Annotated in this window: 24 protein-coding genes; all 24 read right to left on the bottom strand. The window is 66.6% G+C overall.

The genetic code is table 11. The features are described from left to right. Positions 1-40 precede the first annotated feature (40 nt). Positions 41-262 carry a translation initiation factor IF-1 gene (gene infA / locus KSO98_RS00405; protein WP_026145687.1) on the bottom strand — a complete coding sequence of 74 codons (222 nt, stop codon included), beginning with the start codon at positions 260-262 and terminating at the stop codon, positions 41-43. Between the two features lie 205 nt (positions 263-467). Continuing rightward, positions 468-1505, bottom strand: coding sequence for an LLM class flavin-dependent oxidoreductase (locus tag KSO98_RS00410; RefSeq protein ID WP_225282789.1), 1038 nt, complete (start codon positions 1503-1505; stop codon positions 468-470). A gap of 44 nt (positions 1506-1549) precedes the next feature. After that, positions 1550-2362 (bottom strand): type I methionyl aminopeptidase, encoded by an 813-nt coding sequence (map, locus tag KSO98_RS00415; protein WP_372457758.1) that lies wholly within the window; start codon positions 2360-2362, stop codon positions 1550-1552. Between the two features lie 11 nt (positions 2363-2373). Continuing rightward, positions 2374-2949 carry an adenylate kinase gene (locus KSO98_RS00420; RefSeq protein ID WP_225282791.1) on the bottom strand — a complete coding sequence of 192 codons (576 nt, stop codon included), beginning with the start codon at positions 2947-2949 and terminating at the stop codon, positions 2374-2376. Further along, positions 2949-4253: a preprotein translocase subunit SecY gene (gene secY, locus KSO98_RS00425; RefSeq protein ID WP_225282792.1), complete on the bottom strand. Its 1305-nt coding sequence runs from the start codon at positions 4251-4253 to the stop codon at positions 2949-2951. Before secY ends, KSO98_RS00420 begins: the two co-directional genes overlap by 1 nt. A gap of 152 nt (positions 4254-4405) precedes the next feature. Next, on the bottom strand, positions 4406-4846 hold the full coding sequence (rplO, locus tag KSO98_RS00430; protein WP_225282793.1) for a 50S ribosomal protein L15: 441 nt from the start codon (positions 4844-4846) through the stop codon (positions 4406-4408). Between the two features lies 1 nt (position 4847). Continuing rightward, positions 4848-5030 (bottom strand): 50S ribosomal protein L30, encoded by a 183-nt coding sequence (gene rpmD / locus KSO98_RS00435; RefSeq protein ID WP_225282794.1) that lies wholly within the window; start codon positions 5028-5030, stop codon positions 4848-4850. Then, positions 5030-5653 carry a 30S ribosomal protein S5 gene (rpsE, locus tag KSO98_RS00440; protein ID WP_225282795.1) on the bottom strand — a complete coding sequence of 208 codons (624 nt, stop codon included), beginning with the start codon at positions 5651-5653 and terminating at the stop codon, positions 5030-5032. Before rpsE ends, rpmD begins: the two co-directional genes overlap by 1 nt. 32 nt (positions 5654-5685) lie before the next feature. Next, positions 5686-6069, bottom strand: a complete 384-nt coding sequence (gene rplR / locus KSO98_RS00445) for a 50S ribosomal protein L18 (RefSeq protein WP_225282796.1) — start codon at positions 6067-6069, stop codon at positions 5686-5688. Then, positions 6069-6608 (bottom strand): 50S ribosomal protein L6, encoded by a 540-nt coding sequence (rplF, locus tag KSO98_RS00450; protein ID WP_225282797.1) that lies wholly within the window; start codon positions 6606-6608, stop codon positions 6069-6071. Before rplF ends, rplR begins: the two co-directional genes overlap by 1 nt. Before the next feature lie 28 nt (positions 6609-6636). Beyond that, the gene (rpsH, locus tag KSO98_RS00455; protein ID WP_225282798.1) at positions 6637-7044 is read right to left on the bottom strand and encodes a 30S ribosomal protein S8; all 408 of its coding nucleotides are present in this window, start codon (positions 7042-7044) and stop codon (positions 6637-6639) included. Between the two features lie 74 nt (positions 7045-7118). Further along, on the bottom strand, positions 7119-7304 hold the full coding sequence (locus KSO98_RS00460) for a type Z 30S ribosomal protein S14 (RefSeq protein WP_225282799.1): 186 nt from the start codon (positions 7302-7304) through the stop codon (positions 7119-7121). 1 nt (position 7305) lies between these two features. Further along, complete coding sequence (gene rplE / locus KSO98_RS00465) at positions 7306-7875, bottom strand: 50S ribosomal protein L5 (protein ID WP_225282800.1); 570 nt, start codon at positions 7873-7875, stop codon at positions 7306-7308. Position 7876: 1 nt separating this feature from the next. Beyond that, entirely contained in the window at positions 7877-8239 is a 363-nt protein-coding gene (rplX, locus tag KSO98_RS00470; protein ID WP_225282801.1) for a 50S ribosomal protein L24, read from the bottom strand. Then, a complete protein-coding gene (gene rplN, locus KSO98_RS00475) occupies positions 8239-8607 on the bottom strand; it encodes a 50S ribosomal protein L14 (RefSeq protein ID WP_225282802.1) in 369 nt (122 codons plus the stop codon). Before rplN ends, rplX begins: the two co-directional genes overlap by 1 nt. A gap of 197 nt (positions 8608-8804) precedes the next feature. Beyond that, positions 8805-9077 carry a 30S ribosomal protein S17 gene (gene rpsQ / locus KSO98_RS00480; protein ID WP_225282803.1) on the bottom strand — a complete coding sequence of 91 codons (273 nt, stop codon included), beginning with the start codon at positions 9075-9077 and terminating at the stop codon, positions 8805-8807. Then, on the bottom strand, positions 9074-9319 hold the full coding sequence (rpmC, locus tag KSO98_RS00485; RefSeq protein ID WP_225282804.1) for a 50S ribosomal protein L29: 246 nt from the start codon (positions 9317-9319) through the stop codon (positions 9074-9076). Before rpmC ends, rpsQ begins: the two co-directional genes overlap by 4 nt. After that, positions 9319-9738: a 50S ribosomal protein L16 gene (gene rplP, locus KSO98_RS00490; RefSeq protein WP_225282805.1), complete on the bottom strand. Its 420-nt coding sequence runs from the start codon at positions 9736-9738 to the stop codon at positions 9319-9321. The genes rpmC and rplP overlap by 1 nt, the downstream gene beginning before the upstream one ends. 5 nt (positions 9739-9743) lie before the next feature. Beyond that, a complete protein-coding gene (gene rpsC, locus KSO98_RS00495; RefSeq protein WP_225282806.1) occupies positions 9744-10562 on the bottom strand; it encodes a 30S ribosomal protein S3 in 819 nt (272 codons plus the stop codon). Then, positions 10562-10984, bottom strand: a complete 423-nt coding sequence (gene rplV / locus KSO98_RS00500; protein ID WP_225282807.1) for a 50S ribosomal protein L22 — start codon at positions 10982-10984, stop codon at positions 10562-10564. The genes rpsC and rplV overlap by 1 nt, the downstream gene beginning before the upstream one ends. Continuing rightward, positions 10981-11262 carry a 30S ribosomal protein S19 gene (rpsS, locus tag KSO98_RS00505; protein ID WP_107700753.1) on the bottom strand — a complete coding sequence of 94 codons (282 nt, stop codon included), beginning with the start codon at positions 11260-11262 and terminating at the stop codon, positions 10981-10983. The genes rplV and rpsS overlap by 4 nt, the downstream gene beginning before the upstream one ends. 5 nt (positions 11263-11267) lie before the next feature. Further along, a complete protein-coding gene (rplB, locus tag KSO98_RS00510; protein WP_225282808.1) occupies positions 11268-12104 on the bottom strand; it encodes a 50S ribosomal protein L2 in 837 nt (278 codons plus the stop codon). Beyond that, positions 12104-12406, bottom strand: a complete 303-nt coding sequence (gene rplW / locus KSO98_RS00515; RefSeq protein ID WP_225282809.1) for a 50S ribosomal protein L23 — start codon at positions 12404-12406, stop codon at positions 12104-12106. Before rplW ends, rplB begins: the two co-directional genes overlap by 1 nt. Then, positions 12403-13077 (bottom strand): 50S ribosomal protein L4, encoded by a 675-nt coding sequence (gene rplD / locus KSO98_RS00520; RefSeq protein WP_225282810.1) that lies wholly within the window; start codon positions 13075-13077, stop codon positions 12403-12405. The genes rplW and rplD overlap by 4 nt, the downstream gene beginning before the upstream one ends. Positions 13078-13079 lie beyond the last annotated feature (2 nt).

The raw sequence follows: 13079 nt of genomic DNA on the forward strand, positions 1-13079 counted from the left end.
GCCAGTACGAGCAAGCTCGCACTCGACCTCGCTCAGTCGCCTACTTGTACCGGTAGACGATCCGACCGCGGGTCAGGTCGTAGGGGGAGAGCTCCACCACCACACGGTCCTCGGGGAGGATCCGGATGTAGTGCTGTCGCATCTTGCCGCTGATGTGGGCGAGAACCTTGTGGCCATTGCTCAGCTCGACGCGGAACATGGCGTTAGGCAGGGCCTCCGTGATGGTGCCCTCGAGCTCGATCACGCCTTCTTTCTTCGGCATGCCCTCTGCAATCTGTTGGTGGGATCGTTCTTCTACCGTGTGGCCCGGGAACCTCTCGACGGTGTCGAGTGGACCTCGTGACCCGCTCGCCGCGCCCGATTCCCCCCATCAGATGAGGGCAGCCGTTGGACACGACGAGACAGACCCACGTTGGGCCGACACATCAGTCTAGGCCGCTGCGCAACCGATCGCCCAATCGACGTCCCTACCAGATGGCGGAGGCGAGGAGGCGCAAGGTCTCCTCGCGCGCCGGGGAGGTCGCCGGGTCGGTGCCGGCGACGGCACTGCTGATCGGGTTGACCATCACCTCGTCGACGCCGTACGTCGTGGCGAGCTCCTGGATTTGGGCGGCGGCCTGCGCCGGCGTGCCGATCACCCAGCGACGCTGCATCGACTCGCCCAGGAGCCGGTGCTGGCCGGGGATCTCCACCGCAGCGGCCTCCTCGACCGTGCGGAGCGGACCGAGCGGCTGGCCGGTGCGCAGGGCGATCATGCTCAGCAGCTGCGGACGGGCCAGGCGGACGGCCTCCTCCTCGGTCTCGGCGACCGCGGCGTTGACCGTCAGGAACGTCTGCGGCTCGGCCAGATCCTCCGAGGGCCGGAACTGCGAGCGGTAGAGCTCCAGCGCCTCCGCGGTGCCCGATCCGGAGAAGTGGTGCGCGAAGACGTACGGCAGGCCCTGGGCGGCGGCGAGCTGGGCGGAGAAGTCCGAGGAGCCGAGCAGCCACACGACCGGCTCGGTCCGGGCCGCGGGCGTGGCGCGCAGCTCATGGCTGCGACCGCTCACGGCCAGCGCGACGCCGTCGCGGCTGAGCATGGCGCGGATGTTGTCGACGTACTCGGGGAAGTGCTGGGCCGCGTCCTGCTCGACCGGTCCACCGTGGCGCAGCGCCCAGGAGGTGACCGGGTCGGTGCCCGGCGCGCGGCCCAGGCCCAGATCGATCCGCTCCGGGAACGCGGCCTCGAGCAGCGCGAACTGCTCGGCGACGACCAGCGGGGCGTGATTGGGCAGCATCACTCCCCCGCTGCCGACGCGGATCCGGCTGGTCACGCCGGCGACGAGCGCGATCAGCACCGGCGGGTTGGTCGAGCCGACCGCCGGCATGTTGTGGTGCTCGGCCAGCCAGTAGCGGGTGTAGCCGAGCTCGTCGGCCGTACGGGCGAGCCGCAGGGTCGCGGCGAGCGCGTCGGAGGACGACTGGTCGGTGCGGACAGGGACGAGGTCGAGAACAGACAAGCGCACCCAGGGTCAACGTGGACCCGGGGTGCGCTTGTTCCGTACGGAGCTCAGATGGCGCCGAAGGGGACGCCCAGGGAGCCGAGCATCTGCTCGCCGCCGTCGAGGGCGGTCAGCACCCAGACACCGTTCTTGGTGACGGTCATGGTGTGCTCGAAGTGCGCGGCCCAGGAGCTGTCCGTCGTGATGACGGTCCAGTCGTCCTCGAGGACGTTGGTCTCCTTGGTGCCGAGCGTGATCATCGGCTCGATCGCCAGGGCGAGGCCCTCGACGATCTTGGGGCCCTTGCCGGCCTTGCCGAAGTTCGGGACGTTCGGCGGCTGGTGCATCTGCGAGCCGATGCCGTGGCCGACGTAGTCCTCGAGGATCCCGTAACGGCCGTTGCGCTTCACGAAGCCCTCGACCGCGTGCGAGATGTCGGTGACCCGGCCGCCGAGACGGGCAGCGGCGATGCCGCGCCACATGGCGCCCTCGGTGACCTCCATCAGCTTGGTGACCTCCGGAGCGACCGTGCCGACCGCGACGCTGATGGCGGAATCACCGTGCCAGCCGTCGACGATGGCGCCGCAGTCGATCGAGATGACGTCGCCCTCGGCGAGCACGCGCTCTCCGGGGATCCCGTGCACGACCTCGTCGTTGACCGACGCGCAGATCGAGCCCGGGAAGCCGTGGTAGCCCTTGAAGGACGGTGTCGCGCCCTTGGTGCGGATGGAGTCCTCGGCGATCGCGTCGAGCTCTCCGGTCGAGATGCCGACGCGCACCGCGGCGCGCAGGACCTCGAGCGTCTCACCGACGACGAGACCGGCGCGGCGCATGGCGACGATCTGCTCGGGCGTCTTGATCTCGACGCCCCGGTCCAGCAGGCCCAACGGACTCAGCTCTCGCTGGTCTCGGACAGCGAGGCGAAGATCCGCTTGGTGACGTCGTCGACCTCGCCGAGACCATCGACCTCGTGGACCAGGCCACGTGCCTTGTAGACCTCGATCAGCGGGTGGGTCTGCTCGGCGTAGACCTCCTGGCGGCGACGGATGACGTCCTCGGTGTCGTCGGCGCGGCCCTCGATCTCGGCGCGCTGCAGCAGGCGCTGCACGATCTCCTCGGAGTCGACCGTGAGCACCACGACGGCGTCGAGCTGGTGGCCGGTCTGCTTGATCATCCCGTCGAGCTCCTCCACCTGCGCGAGGGTGCGCGGGTAGCCGTCGAGCAGGAAGCCATGCTCGGCGTCGGACTCGACGATCCGGTTGCTCACCATCCGGTTCGTGACCTCGTCGGGCACGTACTCGCCGGCGTCCATGTAGCGCTTGGCCTCGACACCGAGCGGGGTCCCTTGCGAGACGTTCGCGCGGAAGATGTCGCCGGTGGAGATCGCCGGGATGGAGAAGTGGTCGGCGATGAACTTGGCCTGGGTGCCCTTGCCCGCACCCGGCGGGCCCATGATCAGCAGCCTCATCAGCGGAGGAATCCTTCGTAGTTGCGCTGCTGGAGCTGGCTCTCGATCTGCTTCACCGTGTCCAGCGCGACACCCACCATGATCAGGATGGAGGTGCCACCGAACGGGAAGTTCTGGCTGGCGCCGATCAGCGCGAGCGCGATGAGCGGGATGAGCGCGATCAGACCCAGGTAGAGAGCACCGGGCAGCGTGATGCGGGACAGGACGTAGGACAGGTAGTCCTCGGTCGGCTTGCCCGCCCGGATCCCGGGGATGAAGCCGCCGTACTTCTTCATGTTGTCGGCCACCTCAGTCGGGTTGAAGGTGATCGAGACGTAGAAGTAGGTGAAGAAGACGATGAGCAGGAAGTACGCGATCATGTACGCCGGGTGGTCGCCCTTCACGAAGTACGTGTCGATCCAGGTGACCCAGCGCGACGAGCTGTTCTGGTTGAACTGGGCGGCCATGGCCGGCAGGTACAGCAGCGAGCTGGCGAAGATGACCGGGATGACGCCGGCCTGGTTGACCTTGAGCGGGATGTAGGTCGAGGAGCCGCCGAACATCCGGCGTCCGACCATCCGGCGGGCGTACTGCACCGGGATACGGCGCTGCGCCTGCTCGATGAAGATGACCGCGGCCATGATCGCCAGACCGATGATCATGACGAAGCCGAAGGTGTACCAGCCGTGCTGCTGGCGCACCGACCACAGCGTGGTCGGGAAGGTCGCGACGACCTGGGTGAAGATGAGGATCGACATGCCGTTGCCGATGCCGCGCTCGGTGATGAGCTCGCCGAGCCACATGATCACGGCGGTGCCGGCGGTCATGGTGACGACCATGACGAGGAACGTCTTGGTGCCGTTCGAGTGCAGCAGCGGCTGCGAGCAGCCGTTCAGCAGGTTGCCGGACCGGGCGAGCGCCACGATGCCGGTCGCCTGGAGCAGCGCGAGGCCGAGGGTGAGGTAGCGGGTGTACTGGGTGATCTTGGTCTGCCCGGCCTGGCCCTCGTTCTTGAGGGCCTCCAGCCGCGGGATCACGACCACTAGCAGCTGCAGGATGATGCTCGCGGTGATGTACGGCATGATGCCGAGCGCGAAGATCGTCAACCGCAGCAGCGCGCCGCCGGAGAACAGGTTCACCAGGTTGTAGAGCCCGGCGCCGGAGCCCGACTTCGTCAGGTCGATGCACTCACGCACGTTGTGGACGTTGACGCCCGGAGCGGGGATCTGCGAGCCGGCCCGGAAGATCACGATGACCAACAGGACGTAGAACAGCTTGCGACGCAGGTCCGGGGTGCGGAATGCGTTTACGAACGCGCCAAGCACGAGTAGTTCCTCTTTCGACAACCAGCTAGGGGGCCCTCTGCAGGCACGCCGCGGAAAACCCCGCAGAGCCTAACAGGCCTCATGACAACTCGAGCGCGGCAGGGGCTGTCGTATGACAGACCCCGGCCGCGCTCGCGTTAGGAATCAGTACCTCAGAGAACCGTGACGGTTCCGCCGGCGGCCTCGATCTTCTCCTTGGCGGAGGTCGAGAACGCGTTCGCGGTGACCTCGACCTTGACGGTCAGGTCGCCCTGGCCGAGAACCTTCACCGGCTGGTTCTTGCGAACCGCACCCTTGGCGACGAGGTTCTCGGGAGTGACGGTGCCACCCTCGGGGAACAGCTCGGAGAGCTTGTCGAGGTTGACGACCTGGAACTCGATCTTGAACGGGTTCCGGAAGCCCTTGAGCTTCGGGAGCCGCATGTGGATCGGCATCTGGCCACCCTCGAAGGCGACCGGAACCTGGTAACGGGCCTTGGTTCCCTTGGTACCACGGCCGGCCGTCTTACCCTTCGAGCCCTCACCACGACCAACGCGGATCTTGGCCTTCTTGGCACCCTTGGCGGGACGCAGTTCGTGCAGCTTGAGCGTCATGTCAGTCGACCTCCTCGACCGTCACAAGGTGACGGACGGTGTTGACCATGCCGCGGATCTCGGGGCGGTCCTCCTTGACGACCACGTCGTTGATCCGCTTGAGACCGAGCGTGCGCAGGGTCTCGCGCTGGTTCTTCTTCAGGCCCACGAGGCCCTTGTTCTGGGTGACCTTCAGCTGAGCCATCAGGCCGACACCTCCGCCGCGGCCGGAGCCGCCGTGGCCTCAGCGCGCGCCTTGAGCAGCGCGGCCGGGGCGACGTGCTCGACGGGCAGACCACGACGAGCCGCAACGGCCTCGGGCTGCTCGAGCATCTTGAGGGCCTCCACCGTCGCGTGGACGATGTTGATCTGATTCGACGAACCGAGCGACTTGCTCAGGACGTCGTGGATGCCCGCGCACTCCAGGACGGCGCGCACCGGACCACCGGCGATAACACCGGTACCGGGAGCGGCCGGACGAAGAAGAACGACGCCAGCCGCCTTCTCACCCTGGACCGGGTGCGGGATCGTGCCCTGGATGCGGGGAACGCGGAAGAATGCCTTCTTCGCCTCCTCGACACCCTTGGCGATCGCCGCGGGAACTTCCTTCGCCTTGCCGTAGCCGACGCCGACCAGACCCTCACCGTCACCGACGATCACGAGGGCGGTGAAGCTGAAGCGACGACCACCCTTCACGACCTTCGCGACACGGTTGATCGCAACGACGCGCTCGATGTAGGCGGTCTTCTCGGCACCCTGGTTGCCGCGACGGTCGTCGCGGCCCCCACGGCGCTCGCCACCACGCTGTCCGCGCTGGGCTCCGCTCATGAGACTTTCCTCTACTCTCTCTGCTCTTGCGATCAGAAGGACAGGCCGGACTCGCGCGCGGCGTCAGCCAGCGCCGCGATGCGACCCGTGTACTTGTTTCCGGCACGGTCGAAGACGACCGCCTCGATGCCCGCGGCCTTGGCGCGGGATGCGACCAGCTCGCCGACCTGCTTGGCCTTGGCGGTCTTGTCGCCCGCCGCGGCACGCAGGTCCGCCTCCATGGTGGAGGCGTACGCGATGGTCTTGCCGACCTGGTCGTCGACGACCTGCACGCTGAGGTGCTTGGCCGACTTGGTGACAACCAGGCGCGGCTTCTCTGCCGTACCGGAGATCTTCTTCCGACCGCGGACCTGGCGCTTGAGACGCGCCTTGACCTTGGCAGCGGTGTGCTTGTTGTTCGACAGCGAGATGGCCATCACTTACCAGCCTTTCCGACCTTGCGGCGGACGTTCTCGCCGGCGTAACGAACGCCCTTGCCCTTGTACGGCTCAGGCTTGCGCAGCTTGCGGATGTTCGCGGCGACCTCGCCGACGAGCTGCTTGTCGATGCCCGCGACACCGAACTTGGTGGCGTTCTCAACGCTGAAGGTGATGCCCTCGGGCGCCTTGAACGTGATCGGGTGGGAGTAGCCCAGCTGGAACTCCAGCTCGGTGGGGCTCTTCGGGATGACTCGGTAACCGACACCCACGATCTCGAGCTTCTTCTCGTAGCCCTCGGTGACGCCGATGACCATGTTGTTGACCAGCGTGCGGGTCAGGCCGTGAAGGGCCTTGCTCTTGCGCTCGTCGTCGGGGCGGTTGACGTCCAGGACGCCCTCACCCTTCTCCACGGTGATCGGCTCGGCAACGGTGTGCGACAGCGTGCCCTTGGGGCCCTTGACGGTCACAACCGGACCGTCGAGCTGTACGTCGACGCCAGCCGGGACCGCGACGGGGAGCTTGCCAATGCGCGACATGCTTTGTTTCTCCTATCTCGGTCTCAGGTCACCAGACGTAGGCGAGGACTTCGCCGCCCACGCCCTTCTGGTTCGCCTGGCGGTCGGTCAGCAGACCCTGGCTCGTCGAGATGATCGCGACGCCCAGGCCGCCGAGCACCTTCGGCAGGCCGGTGTGCTTGGCGTAGACGCGCAGACCGGGCTTGCTGATCCGGCGGACGCCGGCGATCGAGCGCTCACGGTTGCGGCCGTACTTCAGGGTGATGGTCAGCGTCTTGCCGACCTCGCCCTCGGCGGGCTCAGCGACCTCGAACGAGGTGATGTAGCCCTCCTGCTTGAGGATCTCGGCGACGCCCTGCTTCAGCTTGCTGTAAGGCATGGACACCGCGTCGTGGTACGCCTGGTTGGCGTTGCGCAGACGAGTAAGCATGTCTGCGATCGGGTCAGTCATCGTCATGATGTGTGTTCTTTCTCGAAGCGGTTTCGCGCCCCTCGCTGGGAACGCGACCTTCAACGGTTAGTGGTGAGAGGTCACCAGGAGGACTTGGTCACGCCGGGGAGCTCGCCGCGGTGGGCCATCTCACGCAGGCAGATACGGCACAGGCCGAACTTGCGGAACACAGCCTTCGGGCGGCCGCAGCGCTGGCAGCGGGTGTAACCGCGGACAGCGAACTTCGGCTTACGCTCGGCCTTGACCTTGAGCGCGGTCTTCGCCATGTCAGTTCTCCTTGAACGGGAAGCCGAGCGCCTTGAGCAGCGCGCGACCCTGGTCGTCGTTGGTGGCCGTGGTCACGAGGGTGATGTCCATACCCCGCGGACGGTCGATCTTGTCCTGGTCGATCTCGTGGAACATGACCTGCTCCGTGAGACCGAAGGTGTAGTTGCCACGGCCGTCGAACTGGTTGCCGTTCAGACCACGGAAGTCGCGGATGCGCGGGAGGGCGGTCGCCAGGAGGCGGTCGAGGAACTCCCACATCCGGTCGCCACGCAGCGTGACGTGGGCGCCGATCGGCATGCCCTCACGCAGCTTGAACTGGGCGATCGACTTCTTCGCCTTGTTGACGAGCGGCTTCTGACCCGTGATCGCGGTGAGGTCCTTGATGGCGCCCTCGATCAGCTTCGAGTCGCGCGCGGCCTCGCCGACACCCATGTTGACCACGATCTTGGTCAGACCGGGGACCTGCATGACGTTCGCGATCTCGAACTGGTCCTTCAGCGCGGGAGCGATCTCCTCGCGGTACTTCGTCTTGAGACGCGGGGTGGAGCGCACGATGGTGGACTCGCTCATCTCAGATCTCCTTCCCGGTCTTGCGCGACACGCGGACGCTGCGCTCGGCGGCGTACGTGGAGCCGTCGGGGCGACGCTTGGTGACGGCGACGCGCTTCGAGCCCGTACGGACCGGCTTGCCGTCCTCGAGAAGCATCACGTTGGACACGTGGATCGGGGCCTCGGTGGTGATGATGCCGCCGGTGGTGCCGGCGCGACCGCCCTGGTCCTGGACCTTGGTGTGCTTCTTGATGCGGTTGACGCCCTCGACGACGACTCGCTCGTCCTCGATGAAGACGGCGATGATCTTGCCCTCGGCGCCCTTGTCCTTGCCGGCGATCACCTTGACGGTGTCGCCCTTCTTGACCTTCAGACCCTTAGCCATCACAGCACCTCCGGAGCCAGCGAGATGATCTTCATGAACTTCTTCTCGCGCAGCTCGCGGCCCACGGGGCCGAAGATGCGGGTTCCACGGGGCTCGCCGTCGTTCTTCAGAATGACAGCGGCGTTCTCGTCGAACTTGATGTAAGAGCCGTCGGGACGACGACGCTCCTTGACGGTGCGAACGATGACAGCCTTCACGACGTCACCCTTCTTGACGTTGCCGCCCGGGATCGCGTCCTTCACGGTGGCGACGATGGTGTCACCGATGCCGGCGTAGCGACGCCCAGAGCCACCGAGTACGCGGATGCAGAGGATCTCCTTCGCACCCGTGTTGTCGGCGACCTTGAGTCGCGACTCCTGCTGGATCATTGTTTCTCCTTGTCGAGCTGGTTCTCATCCGCAGACATGGCAGATGAGCCTGGCCGAACTGATGTGGATTGGTGGGCGATGGCCCGAGGATCAATGATCCTCGGGCACTCACCCGTTGGTCAATTTGGCGTCACCGCGAGGCGACGCCGTGACAAGGCCGTACGGCGGCCCACTGCGGGGCCGCCGTACGGCGCAGATCACTTGGCCTTTTCGAGAATCTCGACGACGCGCCAGCGCTTCGTCTTCGACAGCGGCCGGGTCTCCATGACCAGAACGCGGTCGCCGATGCCGGCCTCGTTGTTCTCGTCGTGGGCCTTCAGCTTGGAGCTGCGTCGCATGACCTTGCCGTAGAGCGCGTGCTTCACGCGGTCCTCGACCTCGACCACGACGGTCTTCTCCATCTTGTCGCTGACGACCAGACCCTCGCGGACCTTACGGTCGTTGCGCTGCTCAGCAGTCTGCTCGCTCATGCGGCACCATCCTCGTTGCTAGCACCCGGCGCCGTACGGATCCCGAGCTCGCGCTCGCGGAGGACCGTGTAGATCCGGGCGATGTCCTTCTTGACCGTACGGAGACGGCCGTGGCTCTCCAGCTGGCCGGTGGCCGCCTGGAAGCGGAGGTTGAACAGCTCCTCCTTGGCCTCGCGGAGCTTGGCCTCCAGATCGGAAGCCGTGAGCTCGTCGAGCTCGTGAGCCTTCAGCTCGTTCGCCATCAGAACTCACCTGCCTCTCGCGTGATGAAACGGCACTTCATGGGGAGCTTGTGGATCGCGCGGCGCATCGCCTCGCGGGCCACGTCCTCCGGAACACCGGAGAGCTCGAACATGACACGGCCGGGCTTGACGTTGGCGACCCACCACTCCGGGGAGCCCTTACCGGAACCCATGCGGGTCTCGGCCGGCTTCTTCGTGAGGGGGCGGTCCGGGTAGATGTTGATCCAGACCTTGCCGCCACGCTTGATGTGACGGGTCATGGCGATACGAGCCGACTCGATCTGTCGGTTGGTCACGTAGTGACCCTCGAGCGCCTGGATACCGAAGTCACCGAAGGCGAGCGACGTGCCGCCCTTGGCAGCGCCGGAGCGCTTCGGGTGGTGCTGCTTGCGGTGCTTGACGCGACGGGGCATCAGCATGACGGTCAGGCCTCCTGGCTGGTCGTCTCGGCAGCGGCAGCCTCAGCAGCCGGAGCCTCGGTGGCAGGGGCCTCGGAGCGCTCGCCGCGAGCCGGGCGGGAGCCGCCACGGTTCGGACGGTCACCGCCGCGGCTCGGCCGGCCGCTGCGGCCGGGGACACCGGCGCGCGCAGCCTGCTGAGCCTGACGCTCGGCACGGGTGCCGGCGACCTCGCCCTTGTAGATCCAGACCTTCACGCCGATGCGGCCGAAGGTCGTACGGGCCTCGTAGAAGCCATAGTCGATGTCGGCACGCAGGGTGTGCAGCGGAACGCGGCCCTCGCGGTAGAACTCGGTGCGCGACATCTCGGCGCCGTTGAGTCGACCGGAGCACTGGATCCGGATGCCCTTGGCACCCGAGCGCATCGTGGTCTGCATGGCCTTGCGCATGGCGCGACGGAACTGCACGCGACCGCTGAGCTGCTCGGCGACACCCTGGGCGACCAGCTGAGCGTCGACCTCGGGGTTCTTGACCTCGAGGATGTTCAGCTGGACCTGCTTGCCGGTGAGCTTCTCGAGCTCGCCGCGGATGCGGTCGGCCTCGGCGCCACGGCGACCGATCACGATGCCGGGACGCGCGGTGTGGATGTCCACACGGACGCGGTCACGGGTGCGCTCGATCTCGACCTTGGAGATGCCGGCCCGCTCCATGCCCTTGGAGAGCAGCTTGCGGATGGCGACGTCCTCGCCGACGTACGACTTGTAGAGCTTGTCGGCGTACCAACGGGACTTGTGGTCCGTCGAGATGCCGAGGCGGAAGCCGTTCGGGTTGATCTTCTGACCCATTACTTGCCACCCTTCTTGGCCGCCACGACCTCAGCCGGCTGAACGGCGAGGGTGATGTGGCTGGTGCGCTTGTTGATCCGCGTCGCACGGCCCTGGGCACGGGGGCGCCAGCGCTTCATGGTCGGACCCTCGTCGACACGGGCGACGGAGATGACCAGCGTGCCGCGGTCGAGACCCTCAGTGGTCTCGGCGTTGGCGATGGCGCTCTCCAGCACCTTGTAGACGGTCTCGGAGGCCGCCTGCGGCGCGAACGCCAGCAGGGACAGCGCCTCGTCGACGGGCAGGCCGCGGACCAGGTCGACGACCCGGCGAGCCTTCATCGGCGTGATGCGCTGGTAGCGGGCGACCGAGAAGGCGCCGACCTCGTCGCCGAGGAGCGACTGGCGGCGGTCGCTGGTCTTAACGCGCTCGGTGGCGGTCATCGACGCTTCCCCTTCCGGTCTTCCTTGACGTGACCCTTGTACGTGCGGGTCGGAGCGAACTCGCCCAGCTTGTGACCGACCATGGAGTCGGACACGAACACCGGGACGTGCTTGCGACCGTCGTGCACCGCGATCGTGTGTCCGATGAAGGACGGCAGGATCATCGAGCGGCGCGACCAGGTCTTGATGACGTTATGGGTGCCCTTCTCGTTCTCGGCGTCCACCTTCTTGAGGAGGTGGCCGTCGACGAAGGGGCCCTTCTTCAGGCTGCGAGGCATGTCAGTTACTTCCTACCCTTGCCGGACTTGCGACGGCGGATGATCATCGAGTCGGAGGCCTTGCGCTTGCGCGTACGGCCCTCGGGCTTGCCCCACGGGGTCACCGGGTTACGACCACCGGAGGTCTTACCCTCACCACCACCGTGCGGGTGGTCGACCGGGTTCATCACGACACCACGGACGGTCGGGCGGACGCCCTTCCAGCGCATACGGCCGGCCTTGCCCCAGTTGATGTTCGACTGCTCGGCGTTGCCGACCTCGCCGATCGTCGCGCGGCAGCGCACGTCGACGAAGCGCATCTCGCCCGAGGGCAGACGCAGCGTGGCCTTCGTGCCCTCACGGGCGATCAGCTGGGCGGAGTTGCCGGCGGAGCGAGCCATCTTGGCGCCACCGCCGGGGCGGAGCTCCACGTTGTGGATCGTGGTACCGACCGGGATGTTGCGCAGCGGGAGGTTGTTGCCGACCTTGATGTCAGCGCCAACGCCCGACTCGACGACCTGGCCCTGCTCGATGCCCTTCGGCGCCACGATGTAGCGCTTCTCGCCGTCGAAGTAGTGCAGGAGCGCGATGCGGGCGGTGCGGTTGGGGTCGTACTCGATGTGAGCGACCTTGGCCGGCACGCCGTCCTTGTCGTAGCGCTTGAAGTCGATGATGCGGTAGGCACGCTTGTGGCCACCACCGATGTGGCGGGTGGTGATACGGCCCTGGTTGTTACGACCACCGGTCTTCGGCAGCGGAACGGTCAGCGACTTCTCCGGCGTGGTCCGGGTGATCTCGACGAAGTCGGCCACGGACGAGCCACGACGGCCCGGCGTAGTCGGCTTGTACTTACGGATAGCCATCAGGCCTGCCCTCCGAAGATGTCGATGCGGTGACCCTCAGCCAGGCTGACGATCGCGCGCTTGGTGTCCTTGCGCTTGCCAAGGCCAACGCGCGTCTGGCGGGCCTTGCCCTTGCGGTTGATCGTGTTGACCGAGGTCACCTTGACGTTGAACACCTTCTCGACCGCGATCTTGATCTCGGTCTTGTTCGCGTCCGGGCGGACGATGAAGGTGTACTTGTTGGCGTCGAGAAGGCCGTAGCTCTTCTCCGAGACCACGGGCGCGAGCAGGATGTCGCGCGGGTCGTAGTGCAGGGTGCTCACTTCTCGTCCTCCGACTCAGCAGCGGCGGCCTTCTTCGCAGCCGTCTTCTTCGCAGCGGTCTTCTTGGCGGGAGCGGCCGCGACCTCGACGCCGGTGAAGGCGGAGTAGGCAGCGGTCGAGAAGACCACGTCCTCGGCGTTCAGCACGTCGTAGGTGTTGAGCTGGTCAGCAGCAACGATGTGCACCCGGGGAAGGTTGCGGAACGACAGCCAGGCAGCGACCTCGGCGCGGTCCAGGACCACGAGGAACTTGGTGCGCTCGGTCAGACCGGCCAGGCCAGCAGCAGCGGCCTTGGTGGACGGCTTCTCGAACACGAAGTCCGCGACGTGGATGCGACCGTTGGCAGCGCGGTCCGAGAGGGCGCCCTTGAGAGCGGCGGCCTTCATCTTCTTGTTGGTGCGCTGGCTGTAGTCACGCGGGGTCGGGCCGTGGACAACGCCACCGCCGCGGTGCTCCGGAGCGCGGACCGAACCCTGACGGGAGCGGCCGGTGCCCTTCTGCTTGAACGGCTTGACACCCGAACCGGAGACCTCGCCGCGGTTCTTGGTCTTGTGCGTGCCCTGGCGAGCAGCAGCCAGCTGGGCGACGACGACCTGGTGGATCAGCGGAACGCTGACCGGAGCCTCGAAGATCTCGGCGGGCAGGTCGACCTTGACAGTGTTGAGAGCCATGA

The organism is Nocardioides nematodiphilus (assembly GCF_020216525.1).
In the GTDB taxonomy this organism is placed as follows: Bacteria; Actinomycetota; Actinomycetes; order Propionibacteriales; family Nocardioidaceae; genus Nocardioides; species Nocardioides nematodiphilus.

What these genes read in the sequence shown, in the direction of transcription:
- infA (WP_026145687.1), bottom strand. Translation starts at nt 262, where the DNA reads ATGCCGAAGAAAGAAGGCGTGATCGAGCTCGAGGGCACCATCACGGAG.
- KSO98_RS00420 (WP_225282791.1), bottom strand. Translation starts at nt 2,949, where the DNA reads ATGAGGCTGCTGATCATGGGCCCGCCGGGTGCGGGCAAGGGCACCCAG.
- rplO (WP_225282793.1), bottom strand. Translation starts at nt 4,846, where the DNA reads ATGACGCTCAAGCTGCACGAACTGCGTCCCGCCAAGGGTGCCAAGAAG.
- rpmD (WP_225282794.1), bottom strand. Translation starts at nt 5,030, where the DNA reads ATGGCTCAGCTGAAGGTCACCCAGAACAAGGGCCTCGTGGGCCTGAAG.
- rpsE (WP_225282795.1), bottom strand. Translation starts at nt 5,653, where the DNA reads ATGAGCGGAGCCCAGCGCGGACAGCGTGGTGGCGAGCGCCGTGGGGGC.
- rplR (WP_225282796.1), bottom strand. Translation starts at nt 6,069, where the DNA reads ATGGCCATCTCGCTGTCGAACAACAAGCACACCGCTGCCAAGGTCAAG.
- rplF (WP_225282797.1), bottom strand. Translation starts at nt 6,608, where the DNA reads ATGTCGCGCATTGGCAAGCTCCCCGTCGCGGTCCCGGCTGGCGTCGAC.
- rpsH (WP_225282798.1), bottom strand. Translation starts at nt 7,044, where the DNA reads ATGACGATGACTGACCCGATCGCAGACATGCTTACTCGTCTGCGCAAC.
- KSO98_RS00460 (WP_225282799.1), bottom strand. Translation starts at nt 7,304, where the DNA reads ATGGCGAAGACCGCGCTCAAGGTCAAGGCCGAGCGTAAGCCGAAGTTC.
- rplE (WP_225282800.1), bottom strand. Translation starts at nt 7,875, where the DNA reads ATGAGCGAGTCCACCATCGTGCGCTCCACCCCGCGTCTCAAGACGAAG.
- rplX (WP_225282801.1), bottom strand. Translation starts at nt 8,239, where the DNA reads ATGGCTAAGGGTCTGAAGGTCAAGAAGGGCGACACCGTCAAGGTGATC.
- rplN (WP_225282802.1), bottom strand. Translation starts at nt 8,607, where the DNA reads ATGATCCAGCAGGAGTCGCGACTCAAGGTCGCCGACAACACGGGTGCG.
- rpsQ (WP_225282803.1), bottom strand. Translation starts at nt 9,077, where the DNA reads ATGAGCGAGCAGACTGCTGAGCAGCGCAACGACCGTAAGGTCCGCGAG.
- rpmC (WP_225282804.1), bottom strand. Translation starts at nt 9,319, where the DNA reads ATGGCGAACGAGCTGAAGGCTCACGAGCTCGACGAGCTCACGGCTTCC.
- rplP (WP_225282805.1), bottom strand. Translation starts at nt 9,738, where the DNA reads ATGCTGATGCCCCGTCGCGTCAAGCACCGCAAGCAGCACCACCCGAAG.
- rpsC (WP_225282806.1), bottom strand. Translation starts at nt 10,562, where the DNA reads ATGGGTCAGAAGATCAACCCGAACGGCTTCCGCCTCGGCATCTCGACG.
- rplV (WP_225282807.1), bottom strand. Translation starts at nt 10,984, where the DNA reads ATGACCGCCACCGAGCGCGTTAAGACCAGCGACCGCCGCCAGTCGCTC.
- rpsS (WP_107700753.1), bottom strand. Translation starts at nt 11,262, where the DNA reads ATGCCTCGCAGCCTGAAGAAGGGCCCCTTCGTCGACGGCCACCTCCTC.
- rplB (WP_225282808.1), bottom strand. Translation starts at nt 12,104, where the DNA reads ATGGCTATCCGTAAGTACAAGCCGACTACGCCGGGCCGTCGTGGCTCG.
- rplD (WP_225282810.1), bottom strand. Translation starts at nt 13,077, where the DNA reads ATGGCTCTCAACACTGTCAAGGTCGACCTGCCCGCCGAGATCTTCGAG.